Here is a 21,832-nt window from a genome sequence, read left to right on the forward strand (position 1 = left end):
GGCGCGTCGCCCGCGCGGACTAAAGGAATCCTTAGTTGTGGCGTTCCACCAACGGCAGCGTGAAGCAGAAACGCGTGCCGCAGCTTTCTCCGGGTTGTGCCCAGATATCGCCGCGATGGCGCGCAATGATGTTCTTGCACAGCGCCAATCCGATGCCGTTGCCGCTGACCTTGGAAGAAAAGAAGCCATCGAAAAGCCGTTCGCGGTGGCCGGCATCGATGCCGCGTCCCTCGTCGGCAACGGTCAGCAGGGCATTGCCGGCACTGCGCGCGGTGCTGATGCGCACATGCCTTGCGCCCTCGGGAAAGGCCATCATTTCCTCGATGGCGTTGAAGGCGAGATTCAAGATCACCTGGCCGATCAGCACCTTCTCGCAGCTCACCACCAGCGGCTGCGTACCCGGTTCGATGTGCAGGTGGACCTTGCCTTCGGCGGCCTTCATCTCGATGAACCAGCGCACTTCCTCCAGCACGGCGTTGAGGTCGATCAGGCCTTCGCTCTGCTCTAGCCGCACCACGTATTCGCGCACGCTCTTGATGATGGTGGCGGCATGGTCGACCTGGCGTCCGGCACTCTCCAGCCCCCACACGATCTGTCCGGCCTGTTCGCGCAGGGCCTCGCTCTGTTTGATGCGCAACACCGAGCCTTCGAGGAAATTGCGGATCGCCGCCAGCGGCTGCGACAGCTCGTGCGCGATGGCGGTGGCCATCTCGCCCATGGCATTGTGGCGCGCCAGGTATTCCAGCGAGGCCTGGTCGCGGCGGCGCGCTTCCTCGGCTTCGACCTGGTCGGTGATGTCGTGGAAGTGCAGCAGGTGGCCCTTGAGGTCGTTCTCGATCTCGATGTAGCGGCACACTGCGTGATGCCAGCGCACCAGCCCATCCTTGCGCAGGATCTGGTAGCGCAGCGGGAAGCTGATGGCATCCGGCAGCGCCAGCGTGAGCAGTTCCAGCAATTCATCGCGCGACTCCGGCAGGCATTGCTCGACGAAATTCTTCGGCGGGTTCTGGCCCGGCCGCACGCCCAGCAGCTTGCGGCCGGCGTCGCTCAGGTACTCGATGCCGCCATCCGAACGCAGCACCGTCACGCCTTCGTCGGAGTCCTGCATGAATTCCTTGAGACGGCTCTCCAGCTTTTTCATTTCGCGCCGGATCTGTTCCTCGCGCGCAATATCGCGGAACTGCACCATGATCACGTCGCGCTCGGTCAGCGGCACCAGCGTGGCAATCGCCTCCGAGAGAATCTCGTCACCATTCTTGGCGCGGTAGCACCACTCGACCATGTTGCTGCCGTGGAGCACTGCATCGTGCAGCCACTTGCGGCCGATCTCGCGGCGGTATTCGTGCGACTGCCGGCTCATGTCCGGGGCTTTGAGCGGCAGCAGTTCTTCCAGCGTGAATCCCAGTACCTGGCAGGCCGAGGGATTGGCCCAGAGGATGGACTTGGTCTGGGCGTCATGCAGGATGATGCACATGGGCAGTGCTTCCATCATGCGGCGGAAATCGTCCAGCCCGAAGCGGATGCTGTCATCCGGCAGGGCAGGGGAAACTGGGGCAGCGGTTTGTTCTGGCATCGCTCGTCTCTGTCATCGCTTCATGATCTGCAGGACGGTGTCTCCTCCATGGATGAGTTCACGCATCGGAGGAAGCACTGGCGCTGCTTTGTGGAATGGCACTAGGGGATTTCTTTAGAAGGCTTCACCTATTCCCCTAAAAAAGCTGCAGCGCTCCCGATTGAACCGGGATACGCCGCTCCCTACACTCGACTTCATTCTGATGCAAGCCACCTGGAGAATGCAATGTCCGTGATGGAGAACCCGGCCGCGCTGGCCGCCCGTGAAGAAGATGCCCTGGTCCCGTTGCTGGCCGAGATCCGTGCGCGCCGCGAGGAATTCGCCGCGCAGCGTTTCGTGCCCAAGGATTTCATCGCGCAGTTGAAGAAGGCCGGTGTCTATCGCGCCGCCACCCCGCAATGCTTCGGCGGCAGCGGTCTCTCGCCGATGGGTTTCCTGCAGATGATCGAACGCATTTCCGTCGCCGATGCCTCGGTCGGCTGGGTCGCCAGTTTCGGTTCGGCCTCGGTCTATCTGGCCGCTCTGCCCAGGGAAACGCAAGCCAGGCTGTATGCCAAGGGGCCGGACCTGACCTTTGCCGGCGGCCTGTTCCCGCTGCAGCCGGCCGAGCAGGTCGAGGGCGGCTGGATGGTCAATGGCACCTGGAAGTTCGCCAGCGGCTGCAAGGGCGCCGATGTGCTGGGTGTGGGCATCGGTGCGGCCGTGCCCGGCCAGGCCGGTTCCAAGCCGCGCACCGCCGTGCTGCCGCCGGAGCAGGTCGAGATCATCGACAACTGGGACGTGATGGGACTGGTCGGTACCGGCAGCCATGACCTCAAGGTGAGCCAGCAATTCGTCCCCGAGGAATGGACCTTCATCCGTGGCGGTGTGCCCACCATCGATGAACCGCTGTACCGCTATCCGACCATCGCCTATGCCGCGCAGGTGCTGGCGGTGGTGAACCTGGGCGTCGGACGCGCCGCCATCGACGAGATCAACCAAATGTCCGGTGGCCGTGTTGCCATTACCGGTGCGCCCAAGCTGGCCGACCGTTCCTATGTGCGCATCGAGGTCGCCAAGGCCGAAGCGAAATTGCGTTCGGCGCGCGCCTTCCTCTACGACGCCACCGGCGAAGTCTGGCATTCCATCCTCGCCGGCAACCCCGTCACGCCCGAGCAGGTCAGCCTGCTGCGCCTGACCGCCGTGGAAATCGCCAAGGTCGGCAATGAAGTCACGCAGGCCATGTTCGGCCTGGCCGGTACCACCGCCATCTACAGCAATCACCCGCTGCAGCGCTATCTGCGCGATGCCGCCGTGGTCAAGCAGCACGCCTTCCTGGGCGAGGGCATCTATGACGGTGCCGGTGCGGTCACGCTGGGCGTGCCGCCGATGCCGGGCTTCCTGTAAGCCGCCGCGTCCTTTCCCTTTTTGATTTCAAGTTTTCAGCCCGGAGCCCTCATGAGCCAAGTCCCAAGCAATGATAAAGAACCGCTGCGCGTCCTCTTCTGTGTCGGCGTGACGCAAAACTTCTTCGACCTGCCCGCCACCGAGACTGGTCCGGTGTGGCAGGCCTATGGCCAGATGATGACGGCACTGGCCACCATGGACGGCATCAAGGTACTGGGAACCATGGACGATGACCGTCTCATGGTGGGCAAGTCCGACGATGCGCCGTGGACCTTCTACATCATGGCCGACGTGGCCGATCTCGATACGGTGGTGGCGGCCTGCAACCTGTTCCGCACCACCATGGTCGGTGAACACCGCCTGTGGAAGTACGGCAAGATCGAAGCCCGCGTGGGCCGCGCCCTGATCATCCAGGGCGCCTGATCATGGACAAGAAGATTGCCCTGGTCACCGGTGCCGCACGCGGCCTCGGCGAAAGCATCGCGCGCAAGATGCACGCCGCCGGCTACAAGGTGGCGCTGGCCGACATCGACCTGGAACAGGTCTCGGCAGTGGCCGCCAGTCTTGATGCCAGCGGGGCCACCGCCATGCCGCTGGCGCTGGACGTGCGCCGCAAGCCGGACTTCATCGCCGCCTGCGACGCCATCGAATTGCGCTGGGGCGGGGCGGCGGTGCTGGTCAACAATGCGGGCCGCTCGCGTGTGGCAGCGTTGATGGAGATCACTCCCGAGGAGTGGGACGAGGTCACCGCCATCAACATGAAAGGCACGTTTCTTGCGTGCCAGGTGTTCGGCAAACGCTTCGCCGATCGCGGCTACGGACGCATCATCAACATCGCCTCGCTGGCCGGGCAAAACGGCGGCACCGCCACCGGTGCGCACTATGCAGCGGCCAAGGGGGCGGTAATGACCCTGACCAAGGTATTTGCGCGTGAACTCGCAGGCGCCGGGGTGACCGTCAATGCCATCTCGCCGGGCCCGCTGGACCTGCCCATCGTGCGCGAAATCGTGCCGGCCGACAAGCTGGCTGCGACCATCGCCACCATTCCGGTCAAGACGCTGGGCGAACCCGATTTCATCGCCGATGCGGTGCTGCTGCTGGCCTCGCCCGCTGCGGGTTCGGCCACCGGGGCCTGCCTCGACATCAACGGCGGGCTCTACATGCGTTGATGAAGATCGGCCTGGTGCCGATGCCAGATTGCTGTCCCAGATCGGTGGCGGCGTGGGGAAGCCCGCCATCATCTCAACCAACAAGGGAGAAACACATGCTGCACAAACGCCTGATTGCCACCGCCGCCACTGCCGTTCTGGCCGCTGCCGGAACCCTCGCCAGCGTCGCCGGCAATCCTGCCTTTGCCCAGGTCAAGATCGGGGTCGTGACCTCCTCCACCGGGCCGGTCTCGCTGGTGGGCATTCCGCAGAAGAACACCGTGCCGCTGCTGCCGGCCAAGGCCGGTGATCTGAAGATCGAATACATCTCGCTGGACGACGCCAGCGATCCGACCAAGTCGGTCACCGAAGTCAAGAAACTGATTGCCGAATACAACGTCGATGCCATCATCGGCCCCAGCGGTTCGCCCAATGCCATGGGCGTGATTTCCTTTGCGGCCGAAGCCGGCGTGCCGATGCTGGCCCCGGTGGGCACGGCGGCCGTGGTGCTGCCGATGACGGAGCAGAAGAAGTGGGTTTTCAAGACCACGCAGAACGATGACCTGATCGCCAGCGCGCTGGTGGCGCAGATGGTCAAGAGCAAGGTCAAGACGGCCGGCTTCATCGCCGTCAACGATCCCTTCGGTGAGAACTGGGCCAAGGTCTTCACGGAGCTGGCAGCCAGGAACAACATCAAGATCGTGGCCAATGAGCGCTACCAGCGCACCGATACTTCGGTCACCGCGCAGACGCTCAAGATCGTCGCTGCCAATCCGGATGCCGTGCTGGTGGCGGCCCCGGGCGCGGCCACCGTGCTGCCGCAGACCACGCTGTTCGACCAGGGCTACAAGGGCAAGATCTACCAGACCCACGGCGCGGCCTTGCCGGCCTTCCTGCAGCTGGGCAAGAACAAGGTCGAGGGCACCATCCTGGCCGCGAGCCTGATGCTGGTACTGCCCGAGATCGCGGACAGCAATCCCTCCAAGAAGGTCGCCACCGAGTACATCGAGGCCTACAAGAAGATGTACAACACCGTGCCCGCCACCTTCGGTGCCAACGTGTATGACGCCGGCCTGCTGCTGGAGAAAGCCATTCCTGTGGCCGCGAAGAAGGCCAAGCCGGGCAGCAAGGAATTCCGCGCCGCCCTGCGCGATGCACTGGAAAGCACCAAGGAAGTGGTCGGCACCCAGGGCGTCTACAACATGAGCCCGGCGGATCACAGCGGTTTCGATGAACGTGGTCGTGAGCTCATCACCGTCAAGGGCGGCAACTGGACCCTGCTCAAGCCGTAAGGACCACGCCTGCTGCGCCGGTCCGGCCTCCACGCCGGGCGGGCGCAGTGTTCCACCTCCACCCGCATCCCGAACCTGGCGCGTCGTTCCCGGCTGGATGGCAGCGCGCGCCGGCTCCACAAGGAAGTCGCAATGAATCTCCAAATCGTGGCGCTGCTGGGACAGGACGGCATCACCAACGGTGCCATCTATGCGCTCTTGGCGCTGTCCATCGTCCTGGTCTTTACCGTCACTCGTATCCTTCTGATCCCGCAGGGCGAGTTCGTCTCCTTCGGCGCACTCACCATGGGCATGATGCAGAACGGCCAGCCGCTCACCGTCGCCTGGCTGCTGGTGGCCATGTGCCTGGGCGCCTGTGCCTTCGATCTCTACGACATGTGGCGCACCAGCCGCCGCCGCCCCAGTCTGTGGCTGCCGGCCAAGCTGGTGTATGCGGTGGTCGTGGCGGGACTGGCCCTGAATCTCAACTTCGCCACCTTGCCCATGCTGGCGCAGATCGCCATGACCCTGCTGCTGCTGGTGCCGATGGGGCCGCTGATGTACCGCATGGCTTTCCAGCCCATCGCTTCGGCCTCGCCGCTGGTGCTGCTGATCGTCTCCATCGCCGTGCACGTGGCGCTGGTCGGTGTGGCGCTGCTGGTGTTCGGCCCCGAAGGCGCACGCACCGCGCCCTTCACCGAGGCCAGCCTGGAACTGGGCAGCCTGCGCTTTTCCAGTCAGGCGCTGTGGGTGATCTGCGTGTCGCTGCTGCTCATCGTGGGGCTGTTCCTGATGTTCGAGCGCACGCTCTATGGCAAGGCCTTGCGCGCGGCTGCGCTGAACCGCATGGGCGCGCGCCTGATGGGCATCTCGCCGGTGTTCGCGGGCAAGGCCATGTTCCTGCTGGCTTCACTCATTGGCGTGATGTCGGGCGTGCTGATCGCGCCCATCACCACGATCTACTATGACTCCGGCTTCCTGATCAGCCTGAAGGGCTTCGTTGGTTCCATCATCGGCGGGCTGGTCAGCTATCCGGTGGCGGCCATCGGTGCACTGGCCATTGGCCTCATCGAATCCTTCTCGACCTTCTGGGCCAGTGCCTACAAGGAAATCATCGTCTTCGTGCTGATCATTCCCATCCTGCTATGGCGTTCTCTCTCGACCCGTCACGTGGAGGAAGAAGAATGAAACCCGCTGCCTCCACCTCTTCTTCCAAACGTCCGATGGCGCGCTTGTCCTCGCGCGCGGCGCTGGGCCTGTTCGTGGTCCTGCTGGCGGTTGCGCCCTTCGTGCTGCCACCGTTCACCATGACCTTGTTGAACAACATCGGCCTGGCCTCGCTGGTGGTGCTGGGACTGGTGCTGCTGACCGGCGTGGCCGGCCTGACCAGCTTCGGGCAGGCGGCGTTCGTCGGTCTGGGTGCCTACTTCTCGGCGGCACTGTCGGCCAAGATCCTGCCGCTGCCCGATGCGCTGCTGTGGATGCAATCGCCCTGGGTGGCACTGGTGGTGGCCCTGGTGCTGACGGCCGTGCTGGCCTTTGCGGTGGGCAGCGTCACGCTCAAGCTCTCCGGCCACTACCTGCCGCTGGGCACCATCGCCTGGGGCATCAGCCTGTATTTCATCTTCGGTACGCTGGAGAGCATGGGCGGGCAGACCGGCATGTCGGGCATTCCCTCGATCACGTTCTTTGGCATCGCGCTCAGTTCCGACCGGGCCATGTTTGGCCTGATCTGGGTGGCCGTGCTGCTGAGCGTGGCGGCCCTGAGCAATCTGCTGGATTCGCGCGAGGGCCGCGCCATCCGCGCACTCAAGGGCGGCATCGTGATGGCCGAGGCCATGGGCATCGATACGGCGCGCATGCGCATCGTGGTCTTCGTGATCGCGGCCGTGCTGGCGGCCCTGTCGGGCTGGCTGTACGTGCACATGCAGCGCTTCGTCAATCCCTCGCCCTTCGGGCTGGGCTTCGGCATCGACTACCTGTTCATGGCGGTGCTGGGCGGGGCCAGCCATGTGTGGGGCGCGGTGCTGGGCTCGACCTTGATCGTGGTACTCAAGGAATGGCTGCAGGGCATCCTGCCGGTGGTGCTGGGACGCTCGGGGAATTTCGAGACCATCGTCTTCGGGCTCCTGATCGTGGTGCTGCTGCAGCGTTCGCGCGATGGGCTGTGGCCTTACCTGGCACGTCTGGTGCCGGTGCGCAGCCGACGGCTGGCGATTGATCCGCAAGCCGAAGCGCTGCCGCGCCGCCCCATGCCTGCGCCGCAGGAAGTGGTGCTGGACGTGCGGGACGTGACCCGCAAGTTCGGCGGTCTGGTGGCCAACAACAACATGAGCCTGAAGGTGATGGCCGGTGAAGTGCTGGCCCTGATCGGTCCCAATGGGGCGGGCAAGTCCACGCTCTTCAACCAGATTTCCGGTGTCGATACACCGACCTCGGGCAGCGTGCAGTTCCGCGGCCATGAGGTCACCGGTCGCGGTTCGCGTCACATCGCCGGGCTGGGCATGAGCCGCAGCTTCCAGCATGTACGCCTGATGCCGCGCATGACGGTGCTGGAGAACGTCGCCATCGGTGCCTATCTGCGCGGCCAGCGCGGTGTGCTGTCGTCCATGCTGCGTCTGGATCGCCAGGAAGAGACGCGCATCCTGGCGGAAGCGGCGCGCCAGATCGAACGTGTCGGATTGAAAGCACAGATGTTCGAGCAGGCCGGTGCGCTGTCGCTGGGCCAGCAACGCATCCTGGAAATCGCCCGTGCGCTGGCCGCCGATCCCTGCCTGCTGTTGCTGGATGAACCCGCAGCGGGTCTGCGCCTTGGGGAGAAGCAGTCGCTGGGCGACCTGCTGCGCAAGCTGCGCAGCGAAGGCATGGCCATCCTGCTGGTGGAACACGACATGGATTTCGTGATGGAACTGGTGGACCGCATCGTGGTGATGGACTTCGGCCAGAAGATCGCCGAGGGCTTGCCCGAAGAGATCCAGAACAATCGCGCCGTGCTGGAAGCCTATCTGGGCGTGGCCGACGAGGAAGAGGGCGCCGCAGTCGAAGAGGGCGCGGGCAATGCCATCGCAGCAGGAGCACATCATGGGCAATAAGGTATTGGAAGTACGCGACCTGTCGGCGGCCTATGGCCGGGTGCAGGTACTGTCGGGCATCGACCTCTCGGTGGAGCAGGGCAAGATCGTCACCGTGATCGGCCCCAATGGCGCGGGCAAGACCACGCTGCTGTCGGCCATCATGGGGGTGTTGCCCTCGCGCGGGGCGATGGCGTTTGACGGCACCATCCGCCATTCGCCCGAGGTCGAAGAGATGGTGGCGGCCGGCATGACCCTGGTGCCGGAGAAGCGTGAGCTGTTCTCGGAGATGAACATCGAAGACAACCTGATGCTGGGGGCTTTCCAGCGCTACCGCACCGGCCAGCGCGACTACGCGGCGACGCTGGAAGAGGTCTATACGCTCTTCCCGCGCTTGCGTGAACGCCGCACGCAACAGGCCGGCACGCTCTCGGGCGGCGAGCGCCAGATGCTGGCTGTGGGCCGTGCGCTCATGGCCAAACCGCGCCTGCTGATGCTGGACGAGCCCAGCCTGGGGCTGGCCCCGCTGATCGTGCGCGAGATCTTCCGCATCATCGCCGAGCTGCGCCGGCGCGGCGTCTCCATCCTGCTGGTGGAGCAGAACGCACGCGCCGCGCTGCAGGTGGCCGATTACGGCTACGTGCTGGAGAACGGCGAGATCCGCATGCACGGCCCGGCCAGCCAGCTGGCCCATGACCGCCGCGTGATCGAGGCTTACCTGGGCTTGTCCGGCAAGCACCAGGACAAGCTGGCTGGCTGATGTCTTCTTCCTTGAATTCCATGAAACAAGAAACTTCCTCTTCTCCTGTGCCAGCACCGCTGCGCATCTGCATCGCCGGCGCCGGTGCCATCGGCGGCACCCTGGCCGTGCGGCTATCGGCGGCCGGACATCAGGTCAGCGTATTGGCGCGCGGCCAGACGCTGCAGGCCATCCGCGAGCGCGGCCTGACCTTGCATGACCTGCACGGCACCACCCACGCCCGTCCGGCGGCCAGCCAGTTGCCGGAGTTCGGTGTTCAGGACGTCATTTTCCTGTGCGCCAAGAGTCAGGACATGTCAGCCCTGCTGCCCCAGATCGCGCCCATGGTGGGCGAAGAGACGGTGGTGATCCCGACCAACAATGGCGTGCCGTGGTGGTATTTCCACCGAGAGGGCGGGCGCTTCGATGGCCAGGCCGTCAAGGCCGTGGACCCGGATGGTGCGCTGTCAAACGCGGTTGCGCTGGACCGGCTGATTGGCAGCGTGCTCTTCATCACGGCCGAGGTCGAGAGCCCGGGCGTGATCCGCTCGGTCAATCCGCACCTGATGGTGCTGGGCGAACCTTCCGGCGAGATGAGCGAGCGGCTCATGCGCGTGCGGGCGGCGGTGGAAGCGGCTGGTATCGAAGCCCGCGCCACGGATCGCATCCGCGACAAGCTGTGGACCAAGATCATCGCCAACATCAGCACCAACCCGCTGTCGGTCATCACGCAGGGCACGCTGCAGCAGCTGTACGGCTTGCCCGAGTTGCGCGAGGTGGTCAGCCAGATCATGCGCGAGACCTTGCTGGTGGCCTCCAGCCATGGGGCGCGGGTGGATATCGATCCACTGACCTTCCTGCAGCTGGGCGAGGCCATGGGGGCCTTCCGCACTTCGATGCTGCAGGATCTGGAGCGCGGACGGCCACTGGAGCTGGCGGCCATCGGCGATGCGGTGCTGGAAATGGCCGAGCGTTATGCCATCCCGATGCCGATCACGCGGGCCATCGTGTCGCTGGCGCGTTTTCGCGGCGAGGCGGCGCAGCAGCAGACAGAGCAGACAGGACAACAGAGAGCGCAGCAGACACAACAACCGCAGCCGGCGGCACGGGCCGCCTGAGCGCGATCACCTCATTTTCGGATTCAGGAGTCAAATCGATGAATATCATGCAATTCAGCTATGGCGCAGATAAGCCATCCCACTGCAGTGATGAAGAATGGGCACTGCGCATCCAGCTGGCGCACTGTTACCGGCTGGTGGATTACCTGGGCTGGACGGAGATGATCTTCAACCACATCTCGGTGCGTGTGCCGGGGCCGGAGCATCATTACCTGGTCAATCCCTTTGCGCTGAACTACAACGAAGTGACGCCGACCAACCTGCTCAAGGTGGGGCTGGATGGGCAACTGGCCGAACCGTCGGACTACAAGGCCAATCCGGCCGGGTTCGCGCTGCATAGCGCCATCCATGGTGCGCGTGATGATTTGCGCTGCGTGATCCATACGCATACCACGCCGATCTCGGCAGTGACGATGAAGAAGAGCGGCTTCGAGCACAACGATTTCTATGGGGCGCAATTGTTCGGGCGCATCGGGTATCACGAGTTCGAGGGCATTACGCTGTTTGCGGAGGAGAAGGAGCGCATGTTGCAGAGTCTCGGGGACAAGCACATTCTGGTCTTGCGCAATCACGGGGTGGCGGTGTGCGAGAGCGATATCCAGCGCGCCTTCTTCCTGCTGTGGACGGTGCAGCGGGCCGCCGAGATCCAGGTGGCGGGACGGTCGATGGCGGGGGAGGATCAGCTGTTGCCGGATGCGGTAAGGCAGAAATGCGCGGACCTGACGCAGCAGCTCATTCGCAATGACGGGTTTGCGGTGATTTTCTTTGAGGCGATTGTGCGGAAGATGTTGAAGGGGGTTTATCAGGTGGGTTGAGCTTTGGGATGGATCAATGGGGCGGCTGGGGTGGGTGGATTTGGGCGGCCAAGCGTTGGTGCAGGCTACTGCGGCCGCTCTTTGTTCGAATTCGCTGTGAGTTTTTCCAAGGTCATTGACTGGATTTGTTTTTGATCCTGTTTCCTACCTGGAGCCATAAAGCTTTTATGTCCGAGATTCGCGCCTTCTGTTTGCGCCTCACATCATCGGAAAGATGAAATATGCTGTAAATGAATACGCCCTCACGCAGCTGGTAATAGGCACTGTGACAGGTGTTGGTTGGTCGATACCCAATTCCATCACCCAGATTGCAATCAATCTCGGCGGCATAATTCTTGATGGGGTGGGTGATAAACGGCGTCATTGGATAGATGAACATCGGGGTGACGCTCCAGTAGCCAATCTCTTCTTTACTGCGGTCACCCCAATGTTCTTCATCAGGTACTTCGTCCCATACGCCCATGTCGAAGCGCATTTCTTCGCTAGAAGAAATGCAGAAATTGCCAAGCCATTTTTTTCTCTCTTTGGACAAGAAGACCGTGCAATACGTATCGCGGGACTTGGTATTCCATGGAGATGGCTTTCTAGAGATGGCCCATGTGTTGGGGATGTTCGTGACTTTTTTCACCAAGGTCAGATCGCCGGAAGACAATGTTGCAGTCTTGCCGGAATTCATTAGTAAGACCCCGAGAAGGAGCAGGTAGTAATTGGACGCTTTCATTTAGTTTTTAATTGCTGTTGTTGATGAGGACTGCCAGGAAAGGCTTGATCGACAGGAGAGAGTTGCAGAGCCTGCTGAATGCGGTATCAGCGGCTGGATTGTTTTCTTACCTTATTCCCTACCTGAAGCCATAGGGCACGGATGTCAGAAATTTTTACCTTTTGCTTGCGCTTCACGTTGTCAAATACGTGAAAGATGCTGTAAATGAAGACCCCTGGACGCATCTCATAAAGTGTGGTGTGGCACATGCTGGTGGCGCGATAGACTGGTCCGTCTTCCATATAACAGTCCGATTCTGCGGCGTAGTTCTTGATCGGCTTCAAGATGAATGGCGTCATCGGGTAGATGGAGAGTGGTGTGACGCGCCAGTAGCCGACTTCGTATCGACTGCGATCTGCCCAGTCCTCCTCCTCGGGGACTTCGTTCCAAATGCCCATGGTCTGAATGAAATCCGTGTTTGATGTGAGACATAGTTCCCCGAGCCATTGCTTGCTCTTCCGTGATAAAAAAACCGTGCAATAAGTTTCGGGGAAATCTTTTCCTAGAGGTGCCATATTTTTTTTTATATGCCACGTGACTGGAATATGCAGAACTCGCTTTAGTAGGGCTAAATCCTTTGTTGAAATTTCTTTTGCCGAAACTGATGGAGCAAACGCGGTGAAGAGAGTGAACAAGAGAATCCTGATTCTGATCATTTGCTGTTATCCATTAATATGTTCTGTGCCCAAAGAGTCTCCTTCAAGCGCTCAGGTAAATGATTTGGCTTTTTTGTGGTGCCATTAACGCCATTGATTGCCTTTGCTACGGCTTGTACTGTCAGTTCGTCAATAACAGCCGATCTAATTTGCAGGTTGATACTCTTAAATCCGTTGTCTTTGGCACCTGCTGTCCAATACCATCCGCCCGAATCGACTGCGTTATAAACATTGATTGAAAGTCTCTGCGGGTCAGAAATCTTTGGGGCCTTGTCCGGACGTTTTGGATTCCACCAATCCGGCGCAAATGAACTGGGAGATAGCCATCCTCGATACACCCAATACTTGCTGTAATTCTCCCGCCCACTCAGTTGCTTGATCCCCCGCCCCCTGAACTTCGGCCCGTCATGCTCTTCGATATTGCCAAGCCTTCCGGTGAGGTAATAGAGATAATCCGTCTTGCCCTTGGGCGCGTAGAACCCCGCATCCTCCGGCTGAAAACTCTCATGCGTCGGATTCCTGGTGAAGCTCACTGATCCCTCCGCCATCATCACGAGATAGTTGCATTCAACCGCCCCTTCTCCAAGAAAATGCGTCATCCGCACCGGTGAATTGATCAGGTACTTGCGCATCACCTTGTTGATGTCATTCCGGTAGGTTTCTCGAATCGAGGCCGGGGTGCGCTGGCGTCCCTCTGCCTCCAGCGCCTTCAACGGATATTTCTCATCCGGATAGATGCGCGCCAGGTCCTTCGCACTGAGCCACGCACATTTGCGGAAATGGCGAATGAATTCCTTCGGATGCCAGTGCCAATGATTTCTGGGCAACTCAGTGCCCCCGGGCCAGAAGGCAAGGGCGCTGATATGCGCACGCAATGCCTCAAAATCCGTATTGCTCAGCGGCGTCGGATTTTCTGCCGTGCTGGTCTTCAACCATCCCCAGCGCGCCTCGATCGTGCTGCTCTCCCACTCAGTTGGAAACCGCGCGATGACCCGGCGCAACCTGTAGGCCATGTCCGCCTCGGCCATCCTGGACCTGGCTTCTGCCGGCTGGACACGTCCATCCTTGTCGGTATCGAGCCAGCCCCGGATCGTCCGCGAATCACAGCGGCTATCCTGGTCGGTATCGTCATTGATGAGGCGCCACTGCTTCCAATGTGGGAAATCTGCATCGCTGAACTTTCGGATGTTGGCGGCATTCAGGTTGATCCAGCCTTCTCCGCCGGGATAAGTCAGCTTTCTCCAGTGGGGCAGGCTGGCGGATGGCAGCTTGTCCGGCCCGATCACGCGTCCAAAACGCAGCAGTTCATACACGGCGCTCGGGGCAGGGCGCTGCGCTTCGGGACAGGCGTTGGCGATCCGGACCGCATGCTTGTAGAGATCAGCTTCGCCATCCTTTTCCCTGAGGGGCGTGCCAGTCCTGGTCCCGTCCATCGCGTAAGTGGTGAGCACCGCTTCCCCGGTGCTGGCGACGTTGCCCTCGGCACCGGGATAGCGCACGCCCAGGATCATGTCACTGGCGGTGATGTGGACGGCAGAGAGCGCAACCGGGGGATCGGGCTCCTTGTCGCGCGATGGACGCAGCGGTTTCGGAGCTGCCGTCAATGCCTGCGCGGAATGTGCCAGCGGCGGTTTGTCGTAGACCGGCGTCCCGGCAGGGATGTGGAAATGGATTTCGCCGAAGATGACGTCGCTTCGTCCGTCCGACGTGAGCGGCAGCGGACCTGAAGCGCGGCCCGTGAGCCTGGCGAGATTGGCATCGTCGCAAATGATCTCAAAGTGCATGCGCCCCATCTCTCCATCGATGTAGCCTACGTTGCCGATGACCTCCTTGCGATGCACGAAGCGGGTGACCCGCGCGGCCGGCGCGATGTCATGCAAGTGCATGTAGACACTGAAGAAGACGACGCGCGCCTGTTCACCTTCGCCGATCTCGGCTTCATGCCTGATGACGACCACGCCGTCGCTGGTCGCGCCGTTGTACATGAGGGGATGTTCAGGCGGCAGGTTGGGCAAGCCTTTCGTGGGCGGGCGGACAAAGACGATGGTGCCATCCGCAATGGCCCGGACGGGTTCATGGGCGTTGCCTGCCTTCGGAGCGGTCAGGTGAATCCCGCCATGCCATCCGAGATTGAAACTGACCGGAAAAGCGCCCCGGCCTGGCGCATCGCCATTCATGGCCAGGTCGAGCCATTCGTCTTCGCTCTGTTGCTCCGTTCGCGGTGGCAGGAAAGGGGGACTGATCAGCATGATGTCCTCGTTGAAGAAAAACTCACTGTGAGTAGGGATAGCGCTTGGGCAGATTCAAGTCGCTCGCGGGCAGCAATGGCATCGCATACGACACGCGTGCCGGACCCGTCATCGCATGCTGCGACGCCTTGCATTCCCATTTGCCGGCGGTTCCTTGCGTGATCCCGGAGGCGTTGATCTGGATGAAGGAACCGCCTGCCGAAATCACCACCTCTTCTTTCGCATGGATCTCTACGCGCCCGCTGGTCGACAGCAGCCGCGCCACCTTCTCGGCAATGAGATCCAGGTCGTCGCTCTGCGCCTGCACCTCCACCTTGCCCTTGGCGGAGAACAGCTTGATCCCGGCCTTGAAGGCAAACAGGCTGATTTTTTCGGCGACGCTGGCCAGCAGACTCTTGCCGGTCGCGATGCTGGTATCCGAACCCGAGGACAAGGTGATCTCCTCTCCGGCATGCGCATGCAGCCCCTTGCGCGTGGTCAGGCCGATGCCGTCGGGCGACGCGGCCAGCAGGATGGCTTGCTTGAAACGATGGGCCTCCGATTGCGCGGCTTCCGGGTAAGTGCCTTGCGTCGCTTCGATCATCTTGCCCAGGGCATCCAGTCCACCGAGCGCTTCCGCATCTGCCTTCGCCGCGCTCTCGGAGAGTTGCTGGCTCATTGCCGATGCGGTTTTCAGCTGGCCGGTGGCTTCGCTGGCATCCAGTTGCGTTCCCTGTGCACCCGGCCTGCCGTAGGTGCTGATGTACAAGCCCTTGTGTGTGACGATGGCCCCATAGGCGTCGGTGCTGAGCGCGAAACCGGTGCCGAAGAAATGGCGGCGCTCATTGCCCGTCTGGCTGACCAGATGGCCGAGATTCAACTGCGCATGGGCGTGGGTGCTGTAGAGGTGAATCCGGTTTTGTTCGGAGGTGTCATCCATCACCAGCTGGTTGAACCCGACACCGCCGAATTCCTTGGATTTGAATCCCGATAGCCGTCCGTTGCTGTGCCATGGCGGACGCTGTTCCTCATTGAACAGGCGCCCCGTCACGACCGGTCGATCCGGGTCGCCATTGAGGAAGGACACGATGACTTCCTGCCCGATGCGCGGCACATGGACGGCACCCCAGTATTCGCCTGCATTGGCATAACTCACCCGGACCCAGCAGGACGCCGCCTCATTGCCCGGATTGATCCGGTCCCAGCGGAACTGGACCTTGATGCGATCGAGAGAATCGGTGTAAACCTCCTCTCCCGCAGGCCCCACGACGATTGCCGTCTGCGGCAGCATGACCGGCCTGGCATGCGACCGCGCAGGGCGGAACGGCAGCTTGCGCCGCTGTACCTCGAAGCGGTTGAAGCAATGGCCGGTGTGTTCATTCTCCGTCTGGTCGACTTGCCGCTCACGCCGGATCGACTCCTTGAAGGCCAGCAGTGCAGGGCTCAGGCTGCCCGGAAAATCCAGCGCCTGATGCGACAGGGGCAGGTTGTTCTCGATGAACCAGTCAATGGCCAGGATGACGAACTGGCGTTCGCTCTCCGGCTCCTTGCGATGCAGGGGATGGTCCTCCAGCCTGAACCAGCGCCCGCAAGCCAGATTGCGCACGCCCGAGACGCCGCTGTAGCGCTGCATCGCAGATTCCCATTGCTCCACTTGCAGGTCGGCCTGACGATTGCCTTGCTCCTGCTGGGAAAAACTGTATGCGCCGGTGTACTCATACACCTCCAGCTGTGCGGGCAGCAGTCCATACTCTGCCATCACCTGCTCTTCGGCCTCCTTCTGCAGGCGAGGCGATTTGTAGTCGTCGCTGCGGCCGCGCCAGACGTTCGAGGCGAGCGTACGGCTGGCGCTCCACTGCAGGATCTTGTCGAGCTCGTCACGGGGGCCGGCACCGTGGAAGGCAATGCCTTGCCGGTGCAGGCCGGGCAGGCTCCATGTAGTGTCGGTAATGACCAGAACATGGCCACCGCCATCCTCCTGTTGCTCGTGATGGGCGAACCAGCCTTCTTCTTCCATCAGACGCTGGACGAAGTTCCAATCGGTTTCATACTGGGTGCAATAGGGCCGAGCCAGAGACGGGCGCTCCAGTTCGAAGCGATAGTGGCCGCGTGCTTGCGGATGGCCGTCGAACACGTCCGCAAGAATGTCCTCGGTGGTCTTGTCCTGCCAGATCCGGGCGTCCTTGCGAAAGCGCAGGAAATGCAGCCAGGGAGAAAACGAGAGCTGGCAGAAATCGATCTCGCCGTCACTGCCCAGGCGCTTGGCGGTATGCACGTAGCCATGCCAGGGGAGGGTATCGCCTTCATGCTGCCTGATCCACAGGGTGACGGGCTGTGCAATCAATTGCTCCAGCGCGATGCCGGTGCGCGTGGCCAGCAGATCGAGGGTGACTTCGTAGCCGTGATTCAGTCGCTCAGTGGCGATGAGCCGTTGTGGCAGGAGGATGTCCGGCCCGAGCGGCGAGTCCAGCTGGAGCAGCCGACGATGTTGCGTGATGCGCGCTTGGGAGCGGGATGAATCTTTCTGCGAGGGGGCGGGCATGCGATGCGCTTTCCAGGGAGAATTCGCGCAATCCGGAACAGGCCAGTGAACAAACAGGCAAAAAACGCAGGCCCACTTGCGAAGTGCGCTTGCCCGGCTTGAAGGAGGAAGTCCCGGATGCGGCCAATGCCCTTGATCTCATCGGTGCTGCAGAGGCCACGGGCGACGAAGGCGACAGTCTCCGTTGCGAGAGGCGTTTTCTCAATGGAAGAAATTCTAATTTTCGGGCGATTTGTATTGCTGCGTTCCCTCCGCCATCGTCAAGATAGATCGACGCTTTTGATGGAATGACGAATTGTTTTGAATGGCGGCATCCATAAAAAATCGCGCCGCTCCGAAGGAGGGCGCGATACCTGGTACATCCGCAAGCAAAGACGTTCACTTCGTCCCGGTCTTGTTCCAATCCGCCGCCTTGTCCGACGCCGCGCCCGCCACCGAGTACAGCGCTCCCGGCGCATTGCGCGTCTTCTGGAATTCTTCCAGCGACTGCCCGCGCATGGCCGCATAGATATGCAGGTTCGACACGCCGACCACCGCGCCCAGTTTTTCCAGCAGGAAGAAAATCACGCCATAGCGAATCATGGCCTGCCAGTCGCGGCGGCTGATCATGTCGCATTCCTCCTGCGACAGCCCGGCTTCCTCATAGGTGGCCTGCGGATCAGCCCGGAAGCGCTCGCGGAACGCCGGCTGGATCAGCTGGTACAGATAGCGGTTGATGCGGTAGCGTGCATTGGCCGTCTCCAGCGTGAAGGGGTAGGTGCCTTGCAGTTGCTCGATGCCCTTGAGCTGCTGCGCCACGTGCTCGCGATGACGCGCCACCTCGGCCGCCTGTAAGGCCGCATCGGCCGGCACCGCCGGTTCATACACGGCCACCGCGATGCCGGTCATGGAGGGCAGGTAATACTCGCGATGTCGGCAGTTGACGCCCGCCGGCATGGCCCCGCGCATGATGAGCCACATGATGACCTCGGCACTCTCCAGTCCGCCCAGCGTCGCCAGTTCGGCGTGGGTCAGGCGCGTGAGCGCCTCCGGGTCATGCTGCAGGAGATCGAGGAACTGATGGTCCCACGGCGTATTGTTGAACCCCGCACGCTCGCCATGCACCTGGTGCGACAGCCCGCCGGTCGCGACGATGACCACATCCAGGTCCTCCGGATAGCTTTCGATGGCGCGGCGCAGGCCCTGGCCCAGTTTGTAGCAACGGCGCGCGGTCGGGATCGGGAACTGCAGCACGCCCACCTGCAGCGGGATGATCTGGCCGGGCCAGCCCTCCTGGTGCGGCCATAGCATCGACAGCGGCGAGAAGCACCCGTGGTCCAGCGGCTTGTTCTGGAAGAAGGCCATGTCGAATTCATCGGCCATCAGGGAGCTGCCGATATGCCGTGCCAATGCCGCATGGCCACCGACGGCCGGCAGCTTGCGCGCCCCCCCGCCTTCGTCGGCGACCTGGTACTCGCTGCCCACCCCCAGGGCAAAGGCGGAGTAATGATCGAAGAAGAAGGAGGTCACGTGGTCGTTGTAGACCACCAGCAGCACGTCCGGCTGCTTCTCTTGCAGCCATTGCTGCACCGGCTCGTAAGCCTTGAAGATGGGCGCCCACACCGCATCGTGCTGCTTGTTGGCATCCAGCGCGAAGCCGATGGTCGGTGTATGGGAGGTGGCGATGGCGCCGACGATGTTGGCCATGACGATTTATTCCTGTAACAGATGAATCCGATGTGATTGATGCAGCAGCTTGATCAAACCGCAGCCGCCGGACGCTGCCCCATCTGGATGAAGACGATGATCAGCGCCGCCAGCGTAGCCGGCACCGCGAGAATGGCGATGACGGCACCAAAGCCCCAGCCCATCGACAGCAGCACGCCGCCGGCGAAGGAGCCCAGGATGCTGCCGAAGCGGCCCACGCCCAGCATCCACGACACGCCGGTGGCACGCACCACGGTCGGATAGCAGGAGGGGGCAAAGGCGTTCAGTCCGGTCTGTGCGCCGCTCATGCAGAAGCCGGCCAGCAGCACGTAGGCCGCAAACATGCCCGACTGCACGCTGCCGGACGCCAGCAGCAGAATGAAGACGGCACCGGCGATATAGGCGCAGGCGATGGCACGGCTGGGCGACCAGCGATCCATCAGGAAGCCTACCACCAGCGCGCCGACGGTGCCGCCCAGCTGGAACAGGGCCGTGATGCTGGCCGCCTTCTCGATGGGCAGGCCGGCATCCTTGATCAGCGTGGGCAGCCAGCCCGAGAGCAGGTAGATCACCAGCAGGCCCATGAAGTAGGTGCCCCACAGCGACAGCGTGGTCTTGCGATAGGTCTCCGAGAGCAGCACCTTGGCCGGCTGGCCGCCCTTGACCGGCGGTTCGCTGACGCTGAAGGTCTGGCCGGCGGCGAAGTGGCCGCCGCACACGCGCGCCAGGGTGCGGGCAATGCGCTCGGCGGGATAGTGGCGCACCACCATGAAGCGCGCCGACTCCGGCACCAGCCACAGGTAGAAGGGCAGGCACAGCAGCGGGATGGCACCGCCGACCATCAGGACGGTGCGCCAGCCATACTCCGGCAAGAGCGCGGCGGCGAGGAAGCCGACCAGGCCCGAGCCGAGGTTGAAGCCGGTGAACATGATGGCCAGCAGCGTGCTGCGCGAACGCTCCGGGACATACTCGGAGAGCAGGGTAGTGGCATTGGGCATGGCCGCGCCCAGGCCGAGGCCGGTCAGGAAGCGCAGCGCCGAGAGCGTGACCACGTCATGCGCGAAGGCACAGGCCAGGCTGCACGCACCGAACCAGGCCACCGCCGTCATCAGCAGTTTCTTGCGGCCGTAGCGGTCCGACAGCGGACCGACCAGCAGCGCACCCACGGCCAGGCCGATGGGCGCGGCACTCATGACCACGCCGAAGGCCGCGCGCGAGATGCCCCATTCCTTGGTGATGGCCGGTGCCAGGAAGCCCATGATGGCCACGTCCATGCCGTCGGTGGCCACGATGAGGAAGCACAGGATCAGCAGTAGCCATTGATAGCCGGACATCTTGCGCCCGTTGATGTGCGAACGCACGTCCAGCGATTGTGCTGTATTCATTAAGTCTCCGTGATGGGTTCGAGTTGTGGGAATCTGCCGGCTTGTCTGCACGCGGCTTGGGGATTACCTGTCCAGGCAGCACCAGCGTGCCTCGACTTGGCACAAAGTGTAAGACGGGGAGGGCTGGCGAGTATTGCTTTCGGCTACCGGAGTGTTGCCATTTGCTAATCGCGATGGATTTTTTTTGGAATTCGGAAAGTGCGGTCCGCAGGGCCGCAAGCCGCCGCCTGCGGGCTTGCGCCGTTCAGTCCAGCGCGGCGGCGACCGCTTCGATGGCTTCCTGCAGTGCCCGGGCGCCGGGCGACAGATGCGCACCCTTGCGCTGCATGAGCCCGATGCGGCGCTCCATGCCGCGCATGGCGAAGGGCAGGGTGGTGAGCTGCCCGGTGGCGATCTCATGCTGCAGCTGATGGGCCGAGATCACGGTGAGCATGTCGCTGCCCACCAGCAGTCCGCGCAGCAGCGCCAGGTCGCCGGTTTCCACCGCAGGGCGGGGCGCCGGCCAGTGGCTGTCGCGGAAGAATTGCTCGATGGAATCGCGCAAGGGCGTCCCGGCCCGTGAGAGCACCCAGGGATAGCCGTCGAGATCACGCAAGGACAGCTTCTTGCGGCGCGCCAGCGGGTGGCCGGCCCGTGCGATCAGGGCAGCACTGTCGGCCACCAGCGGCCGCATGTCGAAGGTGTCACTGGAGAAGGCGCGCAATGCGCCGACGATGAAATCGATGCGTCCGCTCATGAGGCCGGCGGCCAGCTCTTCATAGGGACTTTCCAGCGAACGGATCTGCAGGCGCGGATGGCGTGCCAGCACCCGCGTCATGGCCGCCGGCAGCAGTTGCGAGCGCGCCAGCGGCAAGGCCCCCACCGTCACCGTACCTTGCACCACACCGTCGAGGGCGGCGATGTCTTCCGGAATATGGCGCAGTTCGGCCAGCGCCCGGCCGAAGCGTTCGGTCCAGCGGCGGCCCGCATCGGTGGGCAACATCCCGTGCGCGGTGCGAAAGAACAGCGCCTGCCCGAGGATGCCCTCCAGCATCGACAAGGCCTGGCTCACCGCCGAGGGCGACACTTCCATCAGGCGCGCCACGCTGGGCATGTGATGCGTTTCGGCCAGCAGCGCGGCGGCCTGCAGGCGGCGTTCATTGAACAGCGCGTCCAGGCTGCCTACCGGCTGGCCGTTGCGGTCGCGCAGGCGCAGGGCATCGTCGCGCACTTCGCGCAGTTCGGCTTCGATGCGCTCGACCCGCAGCCGGACGGCTTCGCCGGCGGCGGTCAGCAGCATGCCGCGCCCCTTGCGCTCGAACAGTTGCGCCGACAGGCTCTGCTCCAGCGCCGCCACCGAGCGCGCCACCGCCGAGGAGGCACGCAGCAGCGTGTCGGAGGAGCGGCGTACTCCGCCGGTGGTGGCGACGACATTGAAGACATGCAGGTGACGCAGGTTGAGCAGGGCCATGGCG

The 21,832-nt window shown here is 62.6% G+C and carries 17 protein-coding genes; 9 read left to right on the forward strand and 8 right to left on the reverse strand.

Annotated elements, in window-relative coordinates; genetic code table 11:
* Window positions 1-31: 31 nt before the first annotated feature.
* Window positions 32-1,573, reverse strand: a complete 1,542-nt coding sequence (locus JOD78_RS14420) for an ATP-binding protein (protein ID WP_204725093.1) — start codon at window positions 1,571-1,573, stop codon at window positions 32-34.
* A gap of 225 nt (window positions 1,574-1,798) precedes the next feature.
* Between JOD78_RS14420 and JOD78_RS14425 the strand changes: the two genes are divergently transcribed.
* From JOD78_RS14425 to JOD78_RS14465, 9 genes are all read left to right on the forward strand, one after another.
* Window positions 1,799-2,959 (forward strand): acyl-CoA dehydrogenase family protein, encoded by a 1,161-nt coding sequence (locus tag JOD78_RS14425; protein WP_121038082.1) that lies wholly within the window; start codon window positions 1,799-1,801, stop codon window positions 2,957-2,959.
* 51 nt (window positions 2,960-3,010) lie between these two features.
* Window positions 3,011-3,382, forward strand: coding sequence for a hypothetical protein (locus JOD78_RS14430; RefSeq protein WP_039788791.1), 372 nt, complete (start codon window positions 3,011-3,013; stop codon window positions 3,380-3,382).
* 2 nt (window positions 3,383-3,384) lie between these two features.
* On the forward strand, window positions 3,385-4,128 hold the full coding sequence (locus JOD78_RS14435; protein ID WP_209568643.1) for an SDR family NAD(P)-dependent oxidoreductase: 744 nt from the start codon (window positions 3,385-3,387) through the stop codon (window positions 4,126-4,128).
* Window positions 4,129-4,223: 95 nt separating this feature from the next.
* Window positions 4,224-5,399 carry an ABC transporter substrate-binding protein gene (locus JOD78_RS14440; RefSeq protein WP_209568641.1) on the forward strand — a complete coding sequence of 392 codons (1,176 nt, stop codon included), beginning with the start codon at window positions 4,224-4,226 and terminating at the stop codon, window positions 5,397-5,399.
* A 132-nt stretch (window positions 5,400-5,531) separates the two neighbouring features.
* Window positions 5,532-6,566, forward strand: coding sequence for a branched-chain amino acid ABC transporter permease (locus tag JOD78_RS14445; protein ID WP_116535770.1), 1,035 nt, complete (start codon window positions 5,532-5,534; stop codon window positions 6,564-6,566).
* A 35-nt stretch (window positions 6,567-6,601) separates the two neighbouring features.
* Entirely contained in the window at window positions 6,602-8,470 is a 1,869-nt protein-coding gene (locus JOD78_RS14450) for a branched-chain amino acid ABC transporter ATP-binding protein/permease (protein WP_209568741.1), read from the forward strand.
* The gene (locus JOD78_RS14455) at window positions 8,460-9,209 is read left to right on the forward strand and encodes an ABC transporter ATP-binding protein (protein ID WP_034334426.1); all 750 of its coding nucleotides are present in this window, start codon (window positions 8,460-8,462) and stop codon (window positions 9,207-9,209) included. The genes JOD78_RS14450 and JOD78_RS14455 overlap by 11 nt, the downstream gene beginning before the upstream one ends.
* Window positions 9,210-9,229: 20 nt before the next feature.
* Complete coding sequence (locus tag JOD78_RS14460; RefSeq protein WP_209568639.1) at window positions 9,230-10,306, forward strand: 2-dehydropantoate 2-reductase; 1,077 nt, start codon at window positions 9,230-9,232, stop codon at window positions 10,304-10,306.
* 38 nt (window positions 10,307-10,344) lie between these two features.
* On the forward strand, window positions 10,345-11,121 hold the full coding sequence (locus tag JOD78_RS14465) for a class II aldolase/adducin family protein (RefSeq protein ID WP_209568637.1): 777 nt from the start codon (window positions 10,345-10,347) through the stop codon (window positions 11,119-11,121).
* A 112-nt stretch (window positions 11,122-11,233) separates the two neighbouring features.
* On the opposite strand, the gene JOD78_RS28005 is transcribed toward JOD78_RS14465, so the two are convergent.
* The 7 genes from JOD78_RS28005 to JOD78_RS14500 form a co-directional block, all read right to left on the reverse strand.
* A complete protein-coding gene (locus JOD78_RS28005; protein WP_134134689.1) occupies window positions 11,234-11,842 on the reverse strand; it encodes a hypothetical protein in 609 nt (202 codons plus the stop codon).
* A gap of 86 nt (window positions 11,843-11,928) precedes the next feature.
* Entirely contained in the window at window positions 11,929-12,516 is a 588-nt protein-coding gene (locus JOD78_RS28010; protein ID WP_245202143.1) for a hypothetical protein, read from the reverse strand.
* 17 nt (window positions 12,517-12,533) lie between these two features.
* Complete coding sequence (locus JOD78_RS14480; RefSeq protein WP_209568635.1) at window positions 12,534-14,786, reverse strand: M23 family metallopeptidase; 2,253 nt, start codon at window positions 14,784-14,786, stop codon at window positions 12,534-12,536.
* 22 nt (window positions 14,787-14,808) lie between these two features.
* Entirely contained in the window at window positions 14,809-17,307 is a 2,499-nt protein-coding gene (locus JOD78_RS14485) for a type VI secretion system Vgr family protein (RefSeq protein WP_209568633.1), read from the reverse strand.
* A gap of 378 nt (window positions 17,308-17,685) precedes the next feature.
* A complete protein-coding gene (locus tag JOD78_RS14490; protein ID WP_209568631.1) occupies window positions 17,686-18,993 on the reverse strand; it encodes a gallate dioxygenase in 1,308 nt (435 codons plus the stop codon).
* A 53-nt stretch (window positions 18,994-19,046) separates the two neighbouring features.
* The gene (locus JOD78_RS14495; protein WP_121038100.1) at window positions 19,047-20,378 is read right to left on the reverse strand and encodes an aromatic acid/H+ symport family MFS transporter; all 1,332 of its coding nucleotides are present in this window, start codon (window positions 20,376-20,378) and stop codon (window positions 19,047-19,049) included.
* Between the two features lie 244 nt (window positions 20,379-20,622).
* Window positions 20,623-21,828 (reverse strand): LysR family transcriptional regulator, encoded by a 1,206-nt coding sequence (locus tag JOD78_RS14500; RefSeq protein WP_034339168.1) that lies wholly within the window; start codon window positions 21,826-21,828, stop codon window positions 20,623-20,625.
* Window positions 21,829-21,832 lie beyond the last annotated feature (4 nt).

It is taken from the genome of Herbaspirillum sp. 1130, assembly GCF_017833835.1.
Lineage (GTDB): Bacteria > Pseudomonadota > Gammaproteobacteria > Burkholderiales > Burkholderiaceae_D > Herbaspirillum > Herbaspirillum huttiense.